At 52.7% G+C, this 23,080-nt stretch carries 22 protein-coding genes; 16 read left to right on the plus strand and 6 right to left on the minus strand.

Going from position 1 to position 23,080, the window contains the following annotated elements; all coding sequences use genetic code 11:
* Positions 1-185: 185 nt before the first annotated feature.
* The 3 genes from PsAD13_RS08770 (at position 186) to PsAD13_RS08780 (ending at position 3,695) form a co-directional block, all read left to right on the plus strand.
* Entirely contained in the window at positions 186-1,964 is a 1,779-nt protein-coding gene (locus PsAD13_RS08770; protein ID WP_063317891.1) for an acyl-CoA dehydrogenase, read from the plus strand.
* Between the two features lie 71 nt (positions 1,965-2,035).
* The gene (locus PsAD13_RS08775; protein ID WP_057464896.1) at positions 2,036-2,773 is read left to right on the plus strand and encodes a crotonase/enoyl-CoA hydratase family protein; all 738 of its coding nucleotides are present in this window, start codon (positions 2,036-2,038) and stop codon (positions 2,771-2,773) included.
* 55 nt (positions 2,774-2,828) lie between these two features.
* The gene (locus tag PsAD13_RS08780) at positions 2,829-3,695 is read left to right on the plus strand and encodes an NAD(P)-dependent oxidoreductase (RefSeq protein ID WP_057464897.1); all 867 of its coding nucleotides are present in this window, start codon (positions 2,829-2,831) and stop codon (positions 3,693-3,695) included.
* A gap of 88 nt (positions 3,696-3,783) precedes the next feature.
* Here PsAD13_RS08780 and PsAD13_RS08785 read toward each other — a convergent pair whose 3' ends face one another.
* Complete coding sequence (locus PsAD13_RS08785) at positions 3,784-4,773, minus strand: J domain-containing protein (protein ID WP_063302392.1); 990 nt, start codon at positions 4,771-4,773, stop codon at positions 3,784-3,786.
* Between the two features lie 170 nt (positions 4,774-4,943).
* Entirely contained in the window at positions 4,944-5,432 is a 489-nt protein-coding gene (locus tag PsAD13_RS08790; RefSeq protein WP_063317892.1) for an RT0821/Lpp0805 family surface protein, read from the minus strand.
* Between the two features lie 108 nt (positions 5,433-5,540).
* Between PsAD13_RS08790 and pdxH the strand changes: the two genes are divergently transcribed.
* A complete protein-coding gene (pdxH, locus tag PsAD13_RS08795) occupies positions 5,541-6,158 on the plus strand; it encodes a pyridoxamine 5'-phosphate oxidase (RefSeq protein WP_193757733.1) in 618 nt (205 codons plus the stop codon).
* A gap of 368 nt (positions 6,159-6,526) precedes the next feature.
* Here pdxH and PsAD13_RS27775 read toward each other — a convergent pair whose 3' ends face one another.
* Entirely contained in the window at positions 6,527-6,697 is a 171-nt protein-coding gene (locus PsAD13_RS27775) for a hypothetical protein (protein WP_167550269.1), read from the minus strand.
* 568 nt (positions 6,698-7,265) lie between these two features.
* Here PsAD13_RS27775 and PsAD13_RS08800 point away from each other — a divergent pair.
* Positions 7,266-7,991: an HAD family hydrolase gene (locus PsAD13_RS08800; RefSeq protein ID WP_208981735.1), complete on the plus strand. Its 726-nt coding sequence runs from the start codon at positions 7,266-7,268 to the stop codon at positions 7,989-7,991.
* Positions 7,992-8,183: 192 nt separating this feature from the next.
* On the plus strand, positions 8,184-9,119 hold the full coding sequence (locus PsAD13_RS08805) for a DUF1499 domain-containing protein (RefSeq protein WP_063317893.1): 936 nt from the start codon (positions 8,184-8,186) through the stop codon (positions 9,117-9,119).
* Positions 9,120-9,427: 308 nt separating this feature from the next.
* Here PsAD13_RS08805 and PsAD13_RS08810 read toward each other — a convergent pair whose 3' ends face one another.
* Both PsAD13_RS08810 and PsAD13_RS08815 read right to left on the minus strand, forming a co-directional pair.
* On the minus strand, positions 9,428-10,621 hold the full coding sequence (locus PsAD13_RS08810) for a MalY/PatB family protein (protein WP_063317894.1): 1,194 nt from the start codon (positions 10,619-10,621) through the stop codon (positions 9,428-9,430).
* 62 nt (positions 10,622-10,683) lie between these two features.
* Positions 10,684-11,601 (minus strand): MBL fold metallo-hydrolase, encoded by a 918-nt coding sequence (locus PsAD13_RS08815; protein ID WP_063317895.1) that lies wholly within the window; start codon positions 11,599-11,601, stop codon positions 10,684-10,686.
* Between the two features lie 340 nt (positions 11,602-11,941).
* Between PsAD13_RS08815 and PsAD13_RS08820 the strand changes: the two genes are divergently transcribed.
* From PsAD13_RS08820 to PsAD13_RS08870, 10 genes are all read left to right on the plus strand, one after another.
* A complete protein-coding gene (locus tag PsAD13_RS08820; protein ID WP_057464903.1) occupies positions 11,942-12,910 on the plus strand; it encodes a zinc ABC transporter substrate-binding protein in 969 nt (322 codons plus the stop codon).
* A 1-nt stretch (position 12,911) separates the two neighbouring features.
* Positions 12,912-13,736, plus strand: a complete 825-nt coding sequence (locus tag PsAD13_RS08825; protein WP_063317896.1) for a metal ABC transporter ATP-binding protein — start codon at positions 12,912-12,914, stop codon at positions 13,734-13,736.
* Between the two features lie 9 nt (positions 13,737-13,745).
* Positions 13,746-14,981, plus strand: coding sequence for a metal ABC transporter permease (locus PsAD13_RS08830; protein WP_063295582.1), 1,236 nt, complete (start codon positions 13,746-13,748; stop codon positions 14,979-14,981).
* Complete coding sequence (locus PsAD13_RS08835) at positions 14,981-15,922, plus strand: metal ABC transporter permease (RefSeq protein ID WP_063317897.1); 942 nt, start codon at positions 14,981-14,983, stop codon at positions 15,920-15,922. The genes PsAD13_RS08830 and PsAD13_RS08835 overlap by 1 nt, the downstream gene beginning before the upstream one ends.
* A gap of 302 nt (positions 15,923-16,224) precedes the next feature.
* Positions 16,225-17,352 (plus strand): extracellular solute-binding protein, encoded by a 1,128-nt coding sequence (locus PsAD13_RS08840; RefSeq protein WP_063317898.1) that lies wholly within the window; start codon positions 16,225-16,227, stop codon positions 17,350-17,352.
* 177 nt (positions 17,353-17,529) lie between these two features.
* On the plus strand, positions 17,530-18,615 hold the full coding sequence (locus PsAD13_RS08850) for an ABC transporter ATP-binding protein (protein ID WP_057464909.1): 1,086 nt from the start codon (positions 17,530-17,532) through the stop codon (positions 18,613-18,615).
* A complete protein-coding gene (locus tag PsAD13_RS28295; protein WP_063317900.1) occupies positions 18,608-19,894 on the plus strand; it encodes an ABC transporter permease subunit in 1,287 nt (428 codons plus the stop codon). Before PsAD13_RS08850 ends, PsAD13_RS28295 begins: the two co-directional genes overlap by 8 nt.
* The gene (locus PsAD13_RS08860) at positions 19,891-20,730 is read left to right on the plus strand and encodes an ABC transporter permease (RefSeq protein WP_063287293.1); all 840 of its coding nucleotides are present in this window, start codon (positions 19,891-19,893) and stop codon (positions 20,728-20,730) included. Before PsAD13_RS28295 ends, PsAD13_RS08860 begins: the two co-directional genes overlap by 4 nt.
* 18 nt (positions 20,731-20,748) lie before the next feature.
* Positions 20,749-21,237, plus strand: a complete 489-nt coding sequence (locus tag PsAD13_RS08865; RefSeq protein ID WP_063317901.1) for an SRPBCC family protein — start codon at positions 20,749-20,751, stop codon at positions 21,235-21,237.
* Between the two features lie 60 nt (positions 21,238-21,297).
* Positions 21,298-22,014 (plus strand): hypothetical protein, encoded by a 717-nt coding sequence (locus PsAD13_RS08870; protein ID WP_063317902.1) that lies wholly within the window; start codon positions 21,298-21,300, stop codon positions 22,012-22,014.
* A 24-nt stretch (positions 22,015-22,038) separates the two neighbouring features.
* Here PsAD13_RS08870 and PsAD13_RS08875 read toward each other — a convergent pair whose 3' ends face one another.
* Positions 22,039-22,620: a tetratricopeptide repeat protein gene (locus tag PsAD13_RS08875; protein WP_057464912.1), complete on the minus strand. Its 582-nt coding sequence runs from the start codon at positions 22,618-22,620 to the stop codon at positions 22,039-22,041.
* Positions 22,621-23,080 lie beyond the last annotated feature (460 nt).

Consider the following 23,080-nt stretch of genomic DNA (forward strand, 5'->3'; position numbering starts at 1 on the left):
CAAGTCGCTATAGCGTATTCCCGAGACGTGAGCGTTGGTTTTCGGATGAGAGTATGCGCAAATATACGCGTATTTCCGAGGAGTGACCGCCAGCTGTCGGCGCGGACTACGCATAAATACATCTCTAAGACGGTTTGCTGGCCCTATATGGAAGGCAGGCGGCCTTAGAAGGGGAGGAAAACAAAATGTATCGTGCACCACTGAGTGAAATTGTATTCACGCTGAAAGAAGTAGCAGGTTTAGGACAGCTTCAGGCGCAGCCGGGACAGGAAGAGCTTTCGGATGATTTGATCGAAGCTATCCTGGGTGAGGCCGCAAAGTTTGCCGAGGAAGAGATCGCGCCTCTCAATAGGGTTGGAGATGAAAATCCGGCACAATTGATCGATGGAAGCGTCAAAACCTCACCGGGCTGGAAAGAGGCTTACACCAGTTGGCGTCAGGGCGGCTGGAGCGCGCTGACAGGTGATCCGGAGTATGGAGGGCAGGGCCTTCCAAACATGCTCCACGTCGCCGTGTTCGAAATGTGGAATGCGGGCAGCATGGCTTTTACCTTGTGCCCAACACTCACCACAGGCGCTGTAGAGGCTATCGAGAAACACGGCTCCCCGGAACTCAAAGCAAAGTACCTCGAAAAACTCATTAGCGGCGAGTGGACAGGCACAATGAACCTGACTGAGCCACAGGCTGGCTCAGACCTGAACGCTCTGCGTGCCAAAGCAGAGCCTGTGGGAGACGGGTCCTACAAAATCTCTGGCCAGAAGATCTTCATCACTTATGGTGACCATGACATGACAGACAACGTGATCCATCTGGTGCTGGCTCGCTTGCCGGACGCGCCTGCTGGAACACGTGGCATCTCACTGTTTGCAGTGCCAAAGTATTTCGTCAATGACGATGGCAGCCTTGGCGAGAAGAACGACGTGACCGTAGCTGGTGTGGAGCACAAGCTCGGTATCCACGGCTCTCCAACCTGCACTATGTCTTTTGGCGATAAGGGCGGTGCAATCGGTTGGCTCATTGGCGAAGAAAATAGAGGCCTCGCCTGCATGTTCACCATGATGAACAACGCCCGCCTTGCAGTGGGTGTGCAGGGTCTCGGCATCGCAGAGCGTGCCTTCCAGGAGTCTCTGGCGTTCTCACTGGATCGCAAGCAGGGCCGCGGTATCGGATCTAAGGCCGATGGTATGGATCCGATCGCAGTTCATCCGGATATTAAGCGTACACTTCTCTCCATGAAGTCTCAGACGCAGGTTGCCCGTGCAATCTGTTACGCCTGCGCACATGCACTGGATATGGCGAAAGTCGCGCCGGATGCAGATCAGAAGAAGTTCTGGTCAGAGCGTGCTGGCTTGCTCACACCAATTGCAAAAGCCCTCTCCACCGACTTTGGTGTCGATGTGGCCTCTCTTGGTATCCAGATCCACGGCGGCATGGGCTTCATTGAAGAAACCGGCGCAGCCCAACATCTGCGTGATGCGCGCATCGCTCCGATCTATGAAGGCACCAACGGCATTCAGTCCATCGATCTGGTGATGCGCAAGCTGCCAATGTCTGGTGGTGATCAGGTCCGCAGCCTCATCGCTGAGATCAAAGAGATCGCTGCAAGTGTAAACGCAGACAACACCGGTGAACTGGGTGATCTTGGTGCCAAGCTGGATGCAGCTGTTGCTGATCTGGAAACCGCCACCGAATGGATGTTGAGCGCACAGGCTGACGGGAAAATCCCGGAAGCGCTTGCAGGTGCGACACCATATCTGCGTTTGGCAGGCATCACTCTGGGCGCTGGCTTACTGGCAAAAGGTGCTCTGGCATCCAGGGATGCACCAGAGACGTTGAAGAAGCCACGCTACCTGATGGCGCGCAGCTTTGCGGAAACTGTTCTGGGTGAGAGCGCACCGCTGAAAGACGACGTAACACGCGCAGCTGAAGCAATCCTTGCATTCGACGCTGCTGAACTTGCCTGATCCAAGAGGCAGTCAACCGTATTTAAAAGGTGAGGCTGAACAGGCCTCACCAATCAGTTTGGGAGGGACACATGATCAGTATTGAACGGGACGGCGCAGTCCAGATCATCCGCATGGACCGCGTAGAAAAGAAAAACGCACTGACACAGGCCATGTACATGGATATGGCAGATGCGTTGAAGACAGAAGACGAAAGCATCCGCTGCCATGTCATGCTTGGCCGCCCAGGCGTATTCACCGCAGGCAACGACATCGCAGATTTCCTCAAGGCAGCAATGTCAGGCGAAGGCCTGGAAGCTGGCGGAGTTGGCAAATTCCTCGGCGCACTTCATGAGCCATCCAGACCTGTAATCGCAGGCATTGATGGTCCTGCGATCGGCGTGGGCACCACCATGTTGTTCCACTTCGACATGGTGTTTGCGACAGAAAACGCGCTCTTCAAAACGCCGTTCACCGATCTTGGCATCATTCCTGAAGCGGGCTCAACGCTGATCGGCCCAGAGACAATGGGCTACCACAAGGCGTTCGAACTGCTGGCTCTGGGTGAGAGCTTCACGGCCGAAATGGCAAAGGAAGCAGGCTTCGTCAATCACGTGGTCTCTCCTGATGAGCTGGAAGACCGTGTGCTTGCGATCGCGCAGAAGGTTGCATCCAAGCCTCAAAACGCCCTGCGCATTTCCAGAGAGCTGCTGCGTGGCAAGCGTGAGCCGCTTGAAAAGCGCATTTTTGAAGAAATCGGCCTCTTTGCTGAACTGCTCAAGTCTGATGAGGCCCGCGAAGCCTTCATGAAGTTCATGAGCAAAGCTTAACTCGTTCAGATGCGGTGTTCAGCACCGCATCTCAATTCAGGAATTTGGGGGAAACATGGGAAGTCTGAAGGGTAAAACACTGTTCATTACCGGTGCATCTCGTGGAATTGGCCTCGCGATTGGTAAGCGGGCAGCACAAGATGGTGCGAACATTGTGATCGCTGCAAAAACGGCAGAACCGCATCCTAAGCTGGAAGGAACGATCTACACAGCAGCCAAAGAGATTGAGGATGCCGGAGGTCAGGCGCTCCCGCTCGTGGTTGATGTGCGAAGCGAAGAGAGCGTTGAGAATGCAATGAAGGCGGCTGCTGAAAAGTTCGGTGGCATCGATATTGTGGTCAACAATGCCAGTGCGATCAACCTGACACCGGTTCAGAAAATCGACATGAAGCGCTTTGACCTCATGCATCAGATCAACACGCGTGGCACCTTACTCTGCTCTAAGCTGGCAATCCCGTATCTGAAAGAAGCAGAAAACCCGCATATCATGATGCTTTCTCCGCCGCTGGATATGCAGGAGAAGTGGTTTAAGAACCATACACCGTACTCCATTGCCAAGTACGGCATGAGCCTTGTTGTACTGGGACTTGCCGGAGAACTGCGCTCTAAGAAGATTGCTGTAAACGCTCTTTGGCCGCGCACGACCATTGCCACGGCTGCTGTTCAGAATCTGCTTGGCGGCGATATGATGGTTCAGGCAAGCCGGACGCCAGACATTCTGGCAGATGCGGCGCATCTGATCTTCACAAAACCGGCAGCAGACACCACTGGCAACTTCTTCATTGATGATACATTGCTGGCGGAAAACGGTATGACCGATTTTGACAAGTACCGCGTGAATCCGAAAGTGAATCTGCAACCAGATTTCTTTGTTCCAGATGACAGCGTAGCGCCAGTCAGTCTGGCTGCAATCGAAGCTTAGCTCTGATTGTTGTGGCACTCTGCTTCTGAGAAATTCAAAGCGTAGCAAAATAAAAGGCGGGGTAACCCGCCTTTCTCATTGGCAATGATCAGTCGAACTCTGGGCCGCGTGCCGAATACGGCTTAACTTCTTTCCAGACGCGCATCAGATTTTCAAGTTCTTCATCTGTCTGTTCTGGCAGGACAATCTCAAGCCCAACAAGAAGATCGCCATGGCCACCTTCTTTCTTCGGCAGACCCTTGCCTTTCAGGCGCATGGTCTTTCCGCTGCTGGTGTTGGCAGGAATTGTCAGGTTAACCGCACCGCTGAGAGTTGGAATGCGTACTTTGCCACCAAGAACGGCTTCATAAAGGGTGAGGGGGACATCAACACGAACATCCTCTCCATCCACTTTGAAGAGCTTGTGTGTAGAAATGCGAACTTCCACCAGCGCATCCCCAGCCTGACCACTCTTGGCAGAAGCAAAACCTTGCCCTTTCAGGCGGATCTTGTCGCCGCTCTGCGTGCCAGCCGGAATTTTTACATTCACAGTCTTGCCGCTTGGCAGTTTCACCTGAACCTTGCCATGGTGGGCAAGGTCTTCAAGTGTCACCCGCGCAATGAGGTTGGCATCAGCTCCCTTGGTAGGGCCAGCATGGAAATGAGATTCTCCACCGCCTGCGCTGCGGCGTTTGCCGCCGCCAAAGCCACCAAGAATATCATTGAGGATATCGTCAAAACCGCCAGCATCCTGAGGGCCGCCGGCACCGCCGTGGCCTTCGCCAAAGCCCTGCTCAAACCGGAAACCACCACGACGCCCTGAATTCCGGAAACCTTCGAAGCCACCGCCGCCACCCGGGCCGCCATAAAACTTGGGTTTGCCATCCGCGTCTATCTCACCGCGATCAAACTGTCCGCGCTTATCTTTGTCGCCCAAAATTTCATAGGCTTGGTTCGCTTCAGAGAAGCGCTCCTTAGCCTTTGGATTGTCTGCATTCTGGTCTGGGTGGAACTGTTTGGCCAGTTTGCGAAACGCTTTCTTGATCTCTGCCTCACTGGCATTTTTGCTAACACCAAGAACAGAATAGGGATCTCTCATCGTCATCCATCAAATTGAAATAAGGGCAGTTTATAACTCACCCATTACATAACCTTGAGTTCGATGGGGCGCAAGCAGCCGTAGCCGAACTTAGCTAATCAGACGTGAGTATTTCTGTGGTTTTAATCTAGTAGGCCACGTCGCATTTGCGAAACTGAAGCGAGGAAGAGTTATTCAGTGACTGTTGCATCGGTTTGGAACGGAGCAAGCTGGACAATCTTCATTTTACGATTGGTATCCGGGCAGCTGCGCCCCTGATAGGCTCTGATGCCGCCAACAGTGTTCGCGCTGGTCACAAAATCGGTACAACCCGCAATGCTTTCTGTTTTATCAACAGACATGAGAGAGGTGATTGTGCCGCTATTGCCGCTGACAGGATTGGTCCAGGCCATAGGTGCAAACCGGTGCTTGGTTTGCCCGCTCTCGTTCAGAGCTTCCTCAATGGTATTCGTAATAACCGTACGGTCGGTGCGATGAATCTCGCTATCCGCGACCTTTTGCTTGGTATCAACTGCCTCTGTCAGGTTCAGAGGTTCTTGATACTCACTGTTGTTCACAGATATGGACATTTGAGTGCAGGCAGGAAGTGTCAGCAAGAGCGCAGCCGAGACAAAACACGACTGGCGTAAATGGGTTTTCTTGCTATACAAAACTGCCATATTACTACTAGAGCCTCAGGTTGAATCCGTTGTTTTAACGAATTCCGGTTCATCCACAGTGTGAGGATCCTAAAGGGACTATTAACTATGAATGGTGACATCCAAAATCTGGAAGAAAAGTTTACAAATAGTTACTCTGAAAGCGTAGAGGTTCCTTTTCAACTATTTGGTGAATGGCTTGCGCTTGCAGAAAAGAGCGAGCCCAATGATCCTAATGCCATGTCAGTTGCGACTGTAGATGAGAATGGCATGCCCAATGTACGGATGTTACTCCTTAAAGGTTACAGTCCACAGGGTTTTGTGTTTTATACAAACTTTGAAAGCACAAAAGGCCGCGAAATTCTTGCTCACCCTAAGGTTGCTTTGTGTTTTCACTGGAAAAGCTTGCGAAGGCAAGTCCGGGTACGTGGCAATGTTATCCACGTAACTGAAGACCAGGCTGACGAATACTACAACTCACGGCCACGAAAAAGCCGCATTGGTGCGTGGGCGTCCAAACAATCCCGCCCATTGGAAAGCCGCTTCGCGCTTGAAAAAGAAGTTGCCAAATACGCTGCTAAATATGCTGTTGGTGATATTCCGCGTCCTGGGTATTGGAGCGGTTGCATTTTGCAACCATTGGAAATCGAATTCTGGCACGATCGTGCCTTCCGCCTGCATGACAGATTTGTCTTCAAAAGAGACAGTGCAGAAGACCAGTGGGATAAGGTACGCCTGTATCCATAATGCATTTCAGATGAAGGCAGAGCGCATCACAAACATGGTGCGCCTGGTCATTTATCAGCGCTAGAACATGAGCCGCTATTGAAAGCAAAATTAGATATGGGGCAGGGCCGTGGGATCGTCATGCAGAAGACATAACGGTTGATGCTTCTACAGGCTCGGCAAGAAATAAGGCGGCTCGCAATCCTGCGGGTCGCCTTTTTTGCTCAGATAACCAGATGCCCGTTTAGGCCATCAAGTCTCTGTAAAGCCATGCCCTAATAAGGCGTGGCTTACGCATTGAAGTAGTCATCAATGTGATTGGAATACATAATCAAGCAATTCGGTTCTTGAAAAACAAGCTGGAATCTCTGATTTGTAGCCCTGACGCATCAGTCCGTCGGAAGAGGATATTCTTCCTGAACCTTAGGCTGATATGCCTCTTTCTGCTTGCCGTTACAGCAGTTCGCAGCATTGACAGCCTGAATGCCCACTGGACGATAAAGTTTGTCCAGATCAGGTTTAGCGTTTTTCTTTTGTTGCTCAGTCGTTCCGAAGGCCATTTTAGTCCGTCCCCTTGGGACAAGTTGTGTTGCAGAAATCGTGATGCTTATCCAGAATGAGTAGCCGGATAACCCGATATAAGCGTCAGCTCATATGCAGGAGTGATACTCAAATCGGGCATGAATATGTTAGCGCCAAAAAAACTAAAAAAGCCAATCTAATTTCGAGGGGGGAATTTCCCAATAAACTCAGCAATTTGAATGCATGAAACATGACGTTAACTAATTGCTCAGCGGCCTTTCTGGAAATTATTATTATTATACAAAAGGATAGGATATCAGGTTGTGAGCTAGTTAAAATTATCGCGACTAAACCATTAATGTATCAGGCTATTTTGAGTGACATTTGGCCGCGATTTCCCAGACTGCGAAACTGACAAAAAACTGTGTATTTAGTGTGCCAGGAAGCTTGTGGCCGATTGATTAGCATCGCTCATAGTGATTGGTGCTCGTAATACTCTGTATAAGTGCGTAGATTGAGCCGCTTGCATAAGAACTATTCTGCTCGGGTAATCGCCCGAAGACGGTCTCCCATATAAGCCGTCAAATGCGCTGAAGGAAAATGACAATGAACGTGCGCGCCGTACTGTTTGATCGCGATGGAACTCTCATTGATTTCAATAGGACATGGGGCACGGTGCTCCAACATGTTCTGATGGATCTGGCAGATGGAAATCTGAAACTGGCCACTGAGCTAGGCCATCTCGTGAAGTTTGATTACGCCAGCTGTGCCTGCCAACCGGGTAGCCCAATTCTGACTAATCCACCAAGCGGTTACAGCGAGCCATGGGCCAATCATCTTGGTGTTGAGTTCAACCGCGCGTTTCTGGATCGTATTGAAGACCTTATTCTGGACCATGCTGCAGACTGTGTTGCAGCATTTGATGATACAGCATCATCAATCAAGGCTCTGGCTGCGGCTGGTTTGCCGATCGGTCTGGCGACAAATGGCACAGAAGCAAGCGCCGTTGCGCAGCTGAAGCGCCTTGGCATTTTCGACTACTTCACCTTCGTTGTGGGCTACGACAGCGGACATGGTGAAAAACCAGAACCGGGCCAGCTTTTTGGATTTGCAGAGCACACAGGTATCGAGCCTCGGCACATCGCCATGGTGGGTGACAGCCTTCACGACATGCATGCAGCCCAAAACGCAGGCATGGTGCGGGTCGCCGTAACAACCGGCGCTTTGACCGCTGAAGAGCTGAAGGACCACTGTGATCACCTGCTCGACAGCCTGACCGATCTTATCGATCTGGTTGGTCTGAAGACAGCAGCTGAGGGCGCTGCTGCTTAATATTGCCTCCCGAATGCGGCGGTTCATCCGCCGCAACTCCCTCTCTCAAAATCTGCGCGAAAATAATAGCAGTATTCAACCCTCGGTAATTCTGAACTGCTAGTATCTGGTATCGTAAAGTAAAGAGCTGTAACCTTCATGCCGAATGGTTACGTTGAACTCTGAGCTGCAGATTGAAGAGAGTGGGATAGAATGACCCTGCAATTGCCCTCAAGACATTCCCGCACTGCCTTGCGCAGTCGTCGTATCGGCGCAATTGCGATTCCGTTTCTTATTCTCTCCGTTGCTGGCCATTACTTCGAGTTGTTCAACACAGAGGTGCTGCTCGTTCTCTTCGTGATCGGCTTTTTCATGGGGGCTGCTGCCATTGTGCTGGCCGCCATGGCCGTGGTTGATCTGTGGAACAACGGCGGCAAAGGGTTTGGCAACAGCTTTCTGGGCACGTTTTATGGTGCCATCGTCCTCGCCCCGCTTTTCATCGCCACACTGGGACTCTACCTGTCCCCGCCACTCAATGATGTCTCAACAGATATGGATGAGCCGCCTGCGCTGATTGCAGGAGATCGTATTGATGATGAAATCGGGCAGGACAAGCAGCTCATGCAAAAGGCCAGCTATCCAGACATCGTCCCACGCCGGTTCCGCCTGCCTCCTCCTGAGCTGCACAACGCTGTTTCCAGCGTCGCCTCCAGCATGGGGTGGAAAGTGATTTACGAGTTGCCCGCGGGTTTCCCGGATGAGCCCACCTACCTGCTCATGGAAGCACGCATGCCATACTTCTCTTTGAAGGATGATGTCGCTATTCGCATCCAGCCCGATAGAGTAGGTACACTTTTGGATATCCGCTCTGCGTCCCGTTTCGGCAGCCATGATTTTGGCACTAATGCCCGCCGTATAAGAGGGTTTCTGGCAAGTCTGGATAAGGTGCTCTTGCAAAACTACGGCATCACAGCCCGGGTTGAAGAGCAAGAGCTGGTCCTGCAGGACGAGGCCGAAGAGCCGCCTCGGATAAAAATCTCAGAGAGCGTGCCACTGCTGGAAGCTCCGCTAGAACTGCCACCTTCAATTGCATCCATGTTGAAAGAGCGTGGGACCGCGCCAATTCCCTCACAAAAGCCTGCACAGTAAACTGCCTGCACCTGTCAAAGGAGCTGCTACCAGTTTGGTGTGGAGTATGATCCGGAGATAAAAGCAGGCCCAGAAACGACATAACCAGCGCCGGGGAAGCACTGGTTATGAAAGCTTGCGTGAACAACGAGTACCGCTTTAAGGCTATCGCGAAACTCTGAGAGTTCTGAAGCCGGGGAAGCCGTTGAACTCTATAAATTCAATATGACTCATTTAATAGCATATGTGTGTGATAATTGTCACGACCTCACAAAAAAATACGCCCAGAAATGGGCGTATCTTTGATAACTCAAAATATATCTTTGAAATCAAGCATTTGTTTGGATGCGAAGATCTGTAAAAACACCTTCCAAACGTTTGATAGCCTCTTCGACAGTCGATTTTGGACAGGCCAGATTGAACCGCAGGAACGTTTCTCCACCTTTTCCAAACGTGCTGCCGATGTTGACGGCGACCTTCGCCTGCTTCTGGATTCGAGCAACGATCTCATCAAACGGCAGGTCAACATTTTTAAAATCGACCCACTGCAAGTAGGTGCTCGCCATGCGCATCACTTTAGCGCCGGGGATAGCAGCTTCCAGCCCCTCAATCAGCAGCTCTTGATTAGCCGCAATGTAATCGCAAGCCTCAGTGAGCCACTCATCACCATGGTTGTAAGCCTCAGTTGTGGCTTGTGAACCGAGCGGGGTGGCGTGAACTCCACAAGCAGTAAAGACCTTGCGGATTTGATCACGCAGCTCTTTGTTGCTGATGATGCACGCAGCTGTCGCAAAACCGGCCAGATTGAAGGTCTTGGAGGCAGATGTAAATGTAATCGTCCGCTCTGCAATCGCCTCAGACAAGGTCGAGGTGACCACATGCTTGGAGCCATCCAGAATGAGATCGTGGTGGATCTCATCAGAGATGATCAAGATGTTGTGCTCAAGGCAGAACTCGCAAATGCGGGTCAGTTCCTCTGCAGTCCAAACACGGCCACCCGGGTTGTGAGGGCTGCACAGCAACAGGATCTTGGTGCGTTCATCAACCTGATCAGCCAGATTGTCGAAGTCCATGTAATAAGCGCCATCGCGCTCAATCAGCTGGCTTTCTACAAGGCGGCGGTTGTTGTCGCGAACGGCACGGCCAAACGCGTGGTAAACTGGTGAGAACACCAGGACGCCATCACCTTCCTCAGAAAACGCCTGAATAGCCATGGAGTAACCAGCCACAACACCCGGCACTGTTGTGATCCAGTCTGGAGAGACATCGAACTGATGACGACGCTTCATCCAGGAAATGACAGCCTCTTTGTAAGGCGCATCATTGCCGTAATAGCCGTTAATGCCGTGCTCTGCAGCACGGGCAACCATGTCGTTCACGGCTTGTGGGGGGCGGAAATCCATATCTGCAACCCACATCGGCAAACCGTCATCAGGACTGATGCCATAGCGACTTTCCATCTCATCCCATTTAAGAGAATGAGTGTTTCTGCGATCGATCTTCTGGTCAAAAATACTGGTCATTACGTCTCTAAGTGTTGGAGAGATCGGTTTCTCTGGGGTGTCCTGACAGTGTGTAAGCTGAGCTATGTCAGCTCACGCAACGTGAATTTTGCGGAGAGTGTAACCTTCGCATCGCACATGACAACCCCTTGAGCGATGAGATCATCCAGTTGTGCAAGAACATTGAGCGCCGCTGCCCCATGCAGCTTTGGGTCCACGTCTGTGTAAATGGCTTTCACCATGGTCATGACCTCATCATCCCCCGCACGCAAACGCTCAAGAATAGCATCGGAGCGCATCTGACGATGCTGCTTCAGCTGGGGGAGAAAGACCTTCGGGTTGTTTACCTCGCCGCCATGGGACGGGAAATAGCGGGTTTCACTGCGCGCCATGAGCTTGTCCAGCGACTTCATATAAGCGTTCATGGACCCGTCTGGTGGTGCCACAATGGTTGTAGACCAGGCCATCACGTGATCACCGGGCAGCATCACACCTTGCTCAGGAAGGGCGAAAGACAGGTGATTCTCTGTGTGTCCCGGCGTCGCAACCACTTCAATTGTCACACCATCAACAGAGATTTTGGCGCCATCTTCCAGCTCGTCGTCGGGCGCAAAGTCCTTCTGAGAGCTCGCATCCATGGGCGTTTCGGCCATATCAGCAAATGAAACTGCTCGTTTGTGAGGCCCGCACCCCATCACAGGAGCACCCGTTTTTTCCTTCAAAGGGCCGGCAAGTGGAGAGTGATCCACATGGGTATGGCTGACGAGAATGGCCTTCACGGGTCGGCCATCAATGGCCTTCATCAAAGCATCCAGATGCTCCAGATCCATCGGGCCCGGATCGATGATAACAACCTCGTTTTTACCAACAAGGAAAGTGTTAGTTCCTGCAAACGTTAGGGCACTCGGGTTATTGCAGGTTACGCGCGACAGCTCATTGGTGATCGCAACAAGCTCACCGTGTCGTGCATCAAATTCGCGATTGAAGTCCATCTTGCTCATGTCAGGTCTCTCCCATTGCTCTTATAAATAAGCCTTTGGCAAATAAGAGGCAATGGCAACTAGGCCTGATTGATGGTCGACTTTCTGCTCACGTCCCACAGTTCATCAAAGAGGGGGCAAGATACCAATTTTCAGAAACTTTCATTTTTATATTGCAATTAAGAATGAGTTGCAACTAGACTGCAGGAAGAAACAGGATGCCCGCAGAAATTCTGATGGTATCTTTATTTAAAGAGCTCAGGGCGAAGATATTGGCCAGGAACAAAGTGGCTGGGTCGGAGAACTGCGAAAGATGAAGAGCCGGAAAGTTTGCTCTAGTCGTTTTAGAAAGTTGGATTTTATGCGCTACTTCAAAGCTGCTGTGTTTGCAGTGACAGTGATGGTTCTCGCAGGCTTTTCCAGCCTGTCAGCGGCACTTGCAAAGGCTCCGATCAATGCGGTTGCCACAGTGGGCATGGTTGCTGACGCTGTGCGTGCCGTTGGCGGTGACAACGTCACTGTGGAAGCGCTGATGGGAACAGGTATTGATCCACACTCCTACCGCCAGACCCGCTCTGACGTGGTGAAGATGGGCCGCGCAGATGCGATTTTCGCAAACGGTTTGTTTCTGGAAGCGCAGATGGAAGATCTGCTGCTGAAGCTTCAAAAACGTAAGCCTGTCTTTTTCATCGGTGAAACCATCGACTCTGCCAAGCTGGAAGGTTCAACCGCATACGCTGGTCGCTATGACCCTCACGTCTGGATGAGCCCGACCCTTTGGCAAGGCGCGATCAATGGTGTGACCGAAGCCTTCGTCTCCATGGACCCTGAAAATGAGCAGGACTATCGCGACAACGCAGCAGCCTATCTGGCGCAGGTGCAAGAGCTCGCAAATTATGGCGATAAGATCCTCCAGACGGTACCTCAGGAGCGCCGTGTTCTTGTAACCGCGCATGATGCGTTCACCTACCTTGGCCGCGACTTCAATCTGGAAGTGGTTGGCATTCAGGGCATCTCCACTAACTCAGAAGCTGGTTTGCAGCGGATTGAGACATTGGTTGACCTTCTCGTCGACCGCAAAGTCACAGCAGTGTTTGTTGAATCGTCAGTATCAGAGCGAAACATACGTGCGCTGGTCGAAGGTGCCGCAGCCAAAGGCCACAAGGTCGAGGTCGGCGGCGAGCTCTTCTCAGATGCGATGGGCCAGTCCAATACCTATGAAGGAACGTATATCGGTATGATCGACCACAACATGACCTCGATTACACGCGCTCTGGGTGGAGAAGCACCTGCTCAGGGTATGCAGGGTAAACTTGGAGCAGGTCACTAAGATGCATGATAGAAGTTCCTCCGGTCTGCACTTGTTGCATGACACCGACAGCTCAAAAACTGTGAACCCGCAGGACCTGCCGTTCACCGTGCAGGGCATGACGGTCGCTTACCACCACAAACCTGTGCTTTGGGGCGTGTCGTACTCAGCTCCAAAGGGATGCCTGACAGCCATCATCGGCCCCAATGGCGCTGGCAAGTCCACATTCCTGAAAGCAGCTCTTGGCCTGATCCCGAAACTCTCCGGCGACACCAAAGTGTTTGGTGCGCCAATCGAAAAGTCACTGAAGCGCATCGCCTACGTTCCGCAGCGTTCTGCCGTAGATTGGGATTTTCCGGCAACCGCCATCGATGTTGTGTTGATGGGCCTTTACGGCCAAATCGGTTGGTTCCGCTGGCCATCCCGTAAACACCGCCAAAAGGCGATGGACTGCCTGAAGTCTGTTGGCATGCAGGATTTTGCAAACAGACAGATCGGTCAGCTCTCCGGTGGCCAGCAACAGCGTGTGTTCCTTGCAAGAGCTTTGGCGCAGGATTCTGAAGTCTATCTCATGGACGAACCGTTCGCCGGTGTGGATGCTGCGACAGAAAAAGCAATCGTGGCCGTGCTCCGCCAACTGGTAGCAGATGGCAAGACCGTTCTTGTGGTGCACCACGATCTTGAAACCGTGCGTGATTACTACTCCCACATCCTGCTGCTCAATGGGCAGCACGTGGCAGACGGCCCGGTGGAAACAACCTTCACCGCCGAGAACCTGCAAAAAGCGTATGGCGGACGCCTTGCCAGCACCCAGCTGGATGGTCTCTCTGAAGCCTCAAACGCGTAAGGCAACGTCATGGAACAGTTCTTTGCCGCCCTTACTTTGTCTGCAGGCTACAACACAGCGCTGGTTTGCATTGGCGCAGCCCTTCTGGGGGCGGCCAGTGGTGCCATCGGTGTCTTTGTTTTGCTCAGAAAGCGGACACTGATCTCGGACGCCGTCAGTCACGCAACACTTCCCGGCGTCGCGCTCGCCTTCATCATCGCACAGGTTTACTTTGACTCTGGTCGCTCCCTGCCAGTGCTCCTGTTTGGCGCGGCCTTGTCTGCTGGTATCGGCGTTCTGGCTGTGGATTGGATCAAAACCCACACCCGCCTCACAGAAGATGCCGCCATCGGCACCGTACTCTCCACCTTCTTCGCCGTGGGTATGGTACTGCTAACGATCATCCAGTCCATGTCCATTGCAGGGCAGGCGGGTCTGGAAGGCTTCCTGCTTGGTGCAACCTCCGGCATGCTCAAGTCTGAAGCGCTGACCATCTCAGTGGCAGCAGCTCTCGTTGGCCTTGCCGTTGTGCTGCGCATGAAAGAATTCTCACTGCTGTGCTTTGATGAAAGCTTTGCAGCAGCCTGTGGCTACAACGTGCGTTGGCTGGACCGCACACTGCTTCTGCTTTTGCTGGGCATTGTGGTGATCGGCCTTAAAACAGTCGGCCTCGTTCTCATTATTGCTTTGGCAATCATCCCACCTGTGGCTGCCCGTTTCTGGACAGACCGCGTGCCGGTGTTGGTTGCCATTGCCGCAGGTATTGGCGCCTCGGGAAGCTACATTGGAGCTGCTCTCTCAGCCAGTGCACCAAACATGCCAACAGGCGGTTTGATCGTGCTGGTGCTCTTCAGTTTCTTTGTAGTTTCCCTGCTTATCTCGCCTGTCAGAGGCATTCTGGCAGCAGCGCTCAAGCACTATCGTTTCCAACGCATCGTGCACTTGCGTCAGGGTTTGCTTGCCATCGCACACGATGAACCAGTGCTGGAACCTCTCACCCGCTCCATCCTCCGTCGTGGTGGTTTCATGGGCGGTGACGGTCAACCAACGGTCAAAGGCCAGTCTGAAGCTCGCCTCATTGAGCGGGACCAGAAGCTCTGGAACCTCTACCGCGAAATGCACCCAGAAGAATCCCATGCACTGGCAGACTGGTCTCTGAAGCCAATCGGAGAAGTTTTGCCGGCTGATACAGTCAGAGTGTTGGAACAGGAACTAAGCCCGCATGTTGTGCGTGGTGGTGAAACAAGCAGAGGAGGAGCAGTCTAATGGATATTTTCCTGCAATTTGACCTCCCAAGCATCCTGCTCGGATCTCTGGCAGCACTCGCCTGCGGTCTTCTCGGCAACTTCCTCGTTCTGCGCAAGCAAGCACTCATGGGCGATGCAATCTCCCACGTGGTTCTGCCAGGTATCGTGATCGGTTTCCTGTTCACCCATGAGACCAGCTCCTGGGCCATGATGCTCGGAGCAGGGGGAGCAGCAATCTTCGCAGTCCTCTTGATTGAACTTATCCGGCGTATCGGCAATGTGGAGCCGGGGGCAGCCATGGGCGTGGTGTTCACCACCATGTTCGCAGCAGGTGTAGTCATTCTGGAGCAAACCGGAACCGCTGGCGTCCATCTGGATGTGGAACACGCGCTCTACGGCAATCTGGAAAGTGCAATCTGGCTGGATGCCTATTCCCTCTCAGACCTGTGGAACTGGCAGGTGCTCATGACCTTGCCGGAAAGCATCAAGCAGCTGTTTGTTGTTAACATGCTGGTGATCGTGTTTATCGTGCTGTTCTTCAAAGAGTTGAAGATCTCCAGCTTTGACCCGTTGCTCTCTGCAAGCCTGGGCTTTTCGCCTAAATGGCTTGGCCTTTCACTCATTGTCATGGTGGCAATCGCTGCTGTTGCTGCATTTACAGCTGTGGGGTCAATCCTTGTGATTGCTATGTTTATCTGCCCGGCAGCAACGGCTCGCATGCTGACAGATAACCTGAAAGTTCAGCTCTTCATCTCTGGCATCGCATCCCTGTCCGCTGGCCTGTTTGGCTACTTGCTGGCAGCGTTCGGTCCGGGCTTGCTTGGCTATGAATTCTCCGTGTCCGCAGCCGGTATGATTGCGGTTGTCGCTGGTCTGCAGCAGGTGCTTGCCATGTTGTTTGCTCCGCAGTATGGCGTCGTTATGCGGCGTCGCCGGCAAAGAGCGCACGCAAGCGTCTGATAGAGCCTGTAGGCTGCGACAATTGAAAGGGAGTACCTGAAAAGGTGCTCCCTTTTTAGTTTGCCAAATAAATAACAGATTGAAATTACCTAGAGTTTTCAGGTCAACCTATAGAAATATAAATACAATATTGCCTAGCCCGCTAATAATGAGCTACGCTCCATAAGTTAATATACGTAAATTGTCATGGGTCTGTCACAGGTTGCAGTTAGCTGCCTAGGTGATGGAACCGGAGGGGCGCCGAATCTAAGTATCGCGCCTCGGTTGCTATTAAGAATTCTTTGTCTCTTGAGGGTCCGTAAATGTCTATCTCTCGTCGTTCGGTTATAAAAGGCACTGCCGCAGCCTCCGCTGCTGCGATTGCCGCTCCTGCAATTTTGAAGGCCTCTGATGCGCTGGCATCTTCTGGTCAGGTGAATGTGTTCGCATGGGGCGATTACGTTCAGGACAACATGATCAAGAAGTTTGAAGGTGACACAGGCATCAAGATCAACCTGTCCACCTTTGGTTCCAACGATGAAGCTGAGCAGAAGCTGAAAGCAGCTGGCGGCAAGGGCTTTGACGTGATCTTCCCGTCCATCACCAACGGTGCTAATTACTACCCGGATGACCTGCTGGCACCTCTTGATGAGAGCAAGCTCAAGGTTGATGCTGTTGTGCCTTCCATGCTGCGCGACAGCGTGAAGCTGGGCGGCACCTACCGTGGCAAGCGTATGCTGCTGCCATTCGACTGGGGCACAGAGGCAATCACCTTCGACAGCTCCGTATTCCCGTTGTCAAACGACGAAGTTTCCTTCGGCTCCCTCTGGGCACCGGAAGCAAAAGGCAAGGCTGCCTTCCGTCAGAAGTCCGCTCTGATCGGCACTGGCCTATACCTCGATGCAATCGGCAAAGTGAAATCTGATCGTATGCTCGATGTTTACAAGACCGAGGAAGACGCCCGCCGCGTTTGGGATGAAGTGGCCAAGTTCATCATTGAGCGCAAAGAAAATATTGCTGCGTTCTGGAACAACGCAACCGAAGCAACAAACGCCTTCAAACAGGCTGGCGCGTCTATCGGTCAGACATGGGACACAACCGGTCTGCTGCTCAGCCGTGAAGATGCAAAATGGAAGTACCGCATGCCAAAAGAGGGTGGCATGACCTGGATGGATTCCATGGGCATTCCAAGCGGTGCAGCCAACACAGAACAAGCCTACGCCTTCATCAATGCGATGCTTGATCCGGAAATGGCAGGCATGTTCAGCTCAAACACCGGTTACAACTCCGCTGTTGTTGGCGCTGCAAACCATGCAGGCGAAACCTACAAGAAGCAGTTCCTGGAAATCTACAACAACGACACGCTGGCGAACCTGTGGTGGTACCCGGCAGATACGCCGTGGTTCGCTCCGCTGCGTCAGGAATATGTTGACAAGATCACCAACGCTTAAGGGCGTTGAAAGCAAAGCGCGGCATCAGCCGCGCTTTGCACATCCGCTCCTAAGAAATGCAGCAGCAAAACTGCGCACCTTGCGAGCACGGACTGTGCACTGGTCAAAATGTCAGGCACGCAGAAAACCTCTGAATTTCCAATCTTTAAGAGATTGAAGCGAAGCAATAGGCACTTCATGCACGGCAATGATGTAATTCTTGAAAACCTCTCCATGAAATTTGGCGATTTCGTCGCCGTCCAGCCCACTGACCTTAAGATCAACGCTGGTGAGTTTTTCTCCATCCTCGGCCCGTCTGGTTGTGGCAAAACAACCATTTTGCGCATGATCTCCGGCTTTCTTACTCCCTCACAAGGCCGTGTCGTGATCGGCGAAAAAGACATGTCCGGCATCCGTGCAAATGCCAGACCAACCGCTCTGATCTTTCAGAACCTTGCGTTATTTCCGCTCATGAGCGTGCGAGACAACATTGCCTTCGGTCTTGAAGCACGCGGCATCGCAAAAAAGACCCGGCTGGAAAAGGCGCAGGAGCTTTTGTCTCTGGTCGCGCTGGATGGTCAGGGCGACAAACTGCCAACAGCATTATCAGGCGGACAGCGCCAGCGCGTTGCCATCGCCCGCGCCCTTGCAGTTGAGCCCTCTGTGCTCCTGCTCGATGAGCCGCTCTCCGCACTTGATCTTAAACTTCGCCAGCACATGCGCGCTGAACTGAAAGACCTGCAGCGCAAAACGGGTGTAACCTTCATCTACATCACGCACGATCAGGGTGAAGCACTGACCATGTCAGACCGTGTTGCGGTCATGAACAAAGGCGTGGTGGAACAGGTCGCCACCTCTGACGAGATTTACGCGCACCCCAAAACGCCATTTGTGGCAAGCTTTGTGGGTGAGCAGAACATCTTCAAAGGCAAAGTCATTGGCAAAGAAGGTGACTTCGCAATTCTGGAAACATCGCAAGGCAAGCTCTTTGGCCAGAACGCACACGGCTTGAATGAAGGAGAGGAGGCCATCCTCTTCGTGCGTCCTGAGCGAATGACCCTAGAAGAAAAGCAGGGCCAGCAAAACGGCCTCTCCGCAATTCTGGAGCGCCGCGACATGGAAGGCCCTTTTGTGAACCTCCATATGCGGGCAGGGGACCAGCCTGTTGCAATCCATGTGACCAATGTTGAGCAGACCCATCAGCCTCTGGGTGCAGACCAGAAACTCTGGTTTGCTGCGCAAGATGCCGTTGTGATGCGTCCGGGAGAGCTGGCCAGTGAATAGTCTGATCAAGAGTTACGGCAAAGGCCTGACCACACTCTTTATAGGTCTGGCTGCGATCTGGATTGTGGTGCTGATTGTGCTGCCACAAATGTCCATGATCGACCGCGCCTTCACCTATGAAGACAGGGGCGGAGCGGCAGCAACGCTGGCGCTGGAAATTGACCGCGCCTATGAAGACGTGTTCCAGATCAACACCAGACTGGTAGAGCTTCAGGCCGAAAAAGAAGACCTGATCGCTGGCACGTCCACTGTTCCCCAGCAAGACAGTGCCTCCGCACTCAATCCGTTTGGTACACCGTCACCCTCTGATGATACCTCCGGCCTCAATCCATTCGGAACGCCGTCAGTACCAGAAGCAAACGATACATCAGGCCTGAACCCGTTTGGCGCACCATCAGCAGGCAACACAAGCGCGGTAAGCCGCAGTCTTGCTGAAATTGAGGCCGAAGAAGCACCGTTACTAGCGCAAAAGGGTGAACTAGAAACCCAGATTGCTGCGCTGGAAATAACTGAGAAATCCACGACAGACGCTGTCGGCTTGGACACCTCTTATTCGCTCAAGAACTTCACCATGATGAGTTCTGTGCATTTCCAAATCTTCCTTGCCACCATCATCTATGCGCTCTGTGTGACCATTCTGGCGTTTGCACTGTGCTATCCAGTGGCCTACGCCGTTGCGATGACCACGAACCGCAACAAGCTCGCAATCCTGATGCTTGGCCTGCTGATCCCCTACGCAATCAACGAGCTGCTGCGCATCTTCTCGTGGATCATGATCCTGGAAAAGCAAGGCGTGCTCAACGGTCTGCTGGACCTGCTGGGCATCATCAACATGGAAGCTGGCGAAGGCTTCCGCTTTGTTGCCTCCAATGGCGCCGTGTTCACCGTAATGGTCTACGCCTACGTGCTCTTCATGGTTTTCCCAATTTACAACACGGTTGATACGCTCGACAAAAACCAGATCGAAGCGGCAAAGGATCTGGGCGCGTCCACATGGCGTATTCACTGGCGGGTGGTTCTCCCGCATGCCAAACCCGGTATTGCCGTTGGCGCGATCATGACCTTCATGCTCTCTGCGGGTTCCATCGCCGTTCCAAGTGCTGTGGGCCGTGGCCTGCACCCCGACTGGTTCTCTCAGGTGATTTATCGCCGTTTCTTTGAGGCAGACAGCTGGAATCAGGGCGCCGCCTATTCGCTGGCATTGCTAGTGGCCTGTATCGTCTTCATTCTGTTCAACATGTGGGTCTTCCGCGTCGGCATTCGGGACATCGCGAAATGACAACAACAACACTTGAAAGCGGCGCCATGAAAGAACAGGTGAAATCTCCTATTGATTGGGCCGCCACCATCCTCAATGGCTATCTGGTGATCTTCTTCGCCTACATGTTCCTGCCCATGATCTTCATGGTGATTGCAGCCTTTAACGCATCACCAACCCCCTCTGTCATCGACTGGCAAGGCTTCACGCTGGACTGGTTTCGTGCACTGCCAGAGGATCAGCGTTTCATAGACGGGTTATGGCATTCGCTGATTATCGCGCTGGGCGTCATCGTCATCTCAATCCCACTTGGATTGGCTGGGGCTTTATTGCTCACACGCCTGCAATCCCAAGCCACCACATTCCTCTACACCGTGCTGGTGTCGCCTATGCTCACACCGGGCATCGTGCTGGGGGCAACCACGCTCATCTTCTGGCGGGATGCCTTCGGGGTGGAAGGTGGCCTGCTGACCGCAACTATTGCGCAGTCCAGCTTCATCGCCTCCTACTGCATGCTCATGTTCATGGCACGCCTGCAACGGCAGGATATCGTGCAGGAAGAAGCGGCGTTGGATCTGGGAGCCTCCTCGTTCTTTGTGTTCCGCAAGATCACACTGCCATTCCTCATGCCGACCATTCTCACAGCTGCTGCAATCTCGTTCCTGCAGTCTATTGAGAACTACAACACCACCTTCTTTGCCATTGGCCCAAGCTGGACACTGGTCACGGAGATTGGGGCGCGCATGCGGTTTGGCATATCCCCTGTCATCAATGTCATCGGTGTTCTCTTTGTAGCAATTACGATAATTGCTGCTACAGTCTACGTGATGGCTCGCCGTAGGAAGGGACGCGGTTGAGTGTAATTGGGGGATGCGATGACATCAGGCGAAACGGGCGTCTTGGAGCAATTTTCACTATGCAAGGCAGAGGTGATTCTGCCTGCATCAACTCAAAGCGCCTATGCGTGCTTTCTGGAGAAAATCGACGCCTGGTGGCCCGCAGAGTACAGGTTTGCACCTGAGGGTGTACTCGGCATCGAGCCACTGGTGGGCGGTTCGTGTTTTGAAGATGTGGAAGACGGCAGGCGCCTGCATTGGGGCACCATTCAGGAGCTGGAGGAGGGCAGCAAGATTGTCCTTGCCTGGCAGATCTCGCCCAAACGTCTGCTGATTGAAGACCCGCAAAAAGCTGGTATCGTCACAATTCAGTTTTCAGATGTTGAGGGTGGAACGCAGCTCAAACTGGTGCATAGTCATTTCGAGCGCTACGGAGACGGCTGGCGGGAATACCTGCGTGCCATGAACTCCAGCGCCGGGTGGGCCTACTGCCTGAACAAGCTGAAAACTGCCATCGTGAAAATCTAAGGCGTATCACTGAGAAGTGGGCGCTGGATTTCAGATTAAGAGACGCATTTAGGAGCCTTCATGAAGCTCAAGTTTCGTTGCCTGCCAGAACTACATGGACATATCCCAGAGCCTGTAGAAGCAAAGGCAGCTTTGCCCGACTGGTTGAAAGACATCCCGTCAACGGTCGAAAGCGAGTTGCTGGGCAGCGAACAGGTACGCACGCTTAAGCACTGCCCGCCGATCATTGATGGCTTTTCAACGGGTATCCTATTCAAGTTGCCCTGTGATGTGACGATGAAAGACGGCGAGTTCTCATGGCACTGGCCGAAGCCCGTCTCACCAAAAGCACAACAAACCCGATCACCCATCGGCCTGCATGTGCCAGAACAGGCAACCGGTGCACCGCTGGGCACGAACCCGGGCGATTTCATCATCAAGCTCAACAACTTCTGGAGTATCGAAGCCCCTGAAGGCATCTCGCTGCTCTTCACTCATCCGCTTAACCGCGAAGAACTGCCGTTCAGGACACTGGCCGGAGTGGTGGATTGTGACCGCTTCAAAGGTGGCTTTGTTCATTTTCCAGCGCTTTGGAAAGACCCAAAGTTCGAAGGCACGCTAAAAGCAGGCACGCCGATAGCGCAGGCCTTCCCATTTAAGCGTGAGGCGTTGGAGTTAGATTGTGCTCCGATGGATGAAGCTGAGTTCGAAACCCATCTGGACACACAAGGTAAACTGCAGGCAGAACCGGGTCACTACCGCAAATCTGTCCGTGCCAAGCGCTCCGTTGAGGCTTAGAAGGCAGGTGAGGGAAAGGCTACTCTAAGGAAGTATTGCCTTAGAGTTCAACGGCACGCGCCCGAATGATCCTTGGCTCATAATTTTCAGCAATTCAGGCCGAACAGGCGGATTGTTGGCAAACAACCGGCGCAACATGTCGATGCCCTCATTATTGCCCTGCATCTGCATGGCTTCTGCCGCGCCAAGAACGTTCTCAGCATCGTTTTCCAACTCAGCCCGCTTTTGGAAGGCTTGCAGGGCCAGGTCCGGAACCTCCATGTGCAGCGCGATGCGGGCAAGGTTCAGCAATCCATCGCTATCATCAGGGTAGGCGGCGGTGAACTCGGCAAAGTCATTGAGCGCTGCGGTGAAATCCTCCATGTCCAGACAAGCCGCAGCCCGTTCAAACATCGCGCCTTTGTGTTGTGGGTTGAGGTCCAGTGTCTTCTCGAAATTCTCAAGAGCCTGCACATTGTTGCCCGCACGGCGGCGTACAAGGCCAAGGTTGTACCAAAGGCTCGGGTTGGTCTCATCCTCCTCCAGCATGAGAAGAATGTACTTTTCCGCTATCGCCCAATCCTTCCGTGCAATCGCAGCTTCCAGCTTTTCGAGAATCTCTTCCATCGTTCGCCCTTCGTTACACCCTACAAAAGCGGTCCAATCATAGATGCCGAACACCGCTCGCAAGACCTATTTAAAGACGCAGGCCATTTAAATACAATTACCAAAGGTAAGAGAGGGAGGACACTGCACTTCAATTGAGCACTAAACGCTAAACATGATGGTTGCATGACGTCTGCACTGCCGCAAATGAAGGTTTGCCGATTAATTATTATTCCTCAGCTTCTCTTCTGCTTGATTTGTTAAACCTGCTAAATATATAACCGCAGCAACTCGTCGATACGATCTCAGCGGATAAACATCGTTTGCCCTTGGGCGCAGGCCCTCTAAGATCCTTGGTTTCGCTACGTCTTTGACAATCTCCAGTTGGGAAAACTGAAGAAATGAGGTGCCGCCGTCGCGAGAATGTCATGCTGGCCCTGTTAAATTCTCGGCCAGTCTTGAAAGAAAAACAACGTAAACG

It is taken from the genome of Pseudovibrio sp. Ad13 (assembly GCF_001623225.1).
Taxonomy (GTDB): Bacteria; Pseudomonadota; Alphaproteobacteria; order Rhizobiales; family Stappiaceae; genus Pseudovibrio.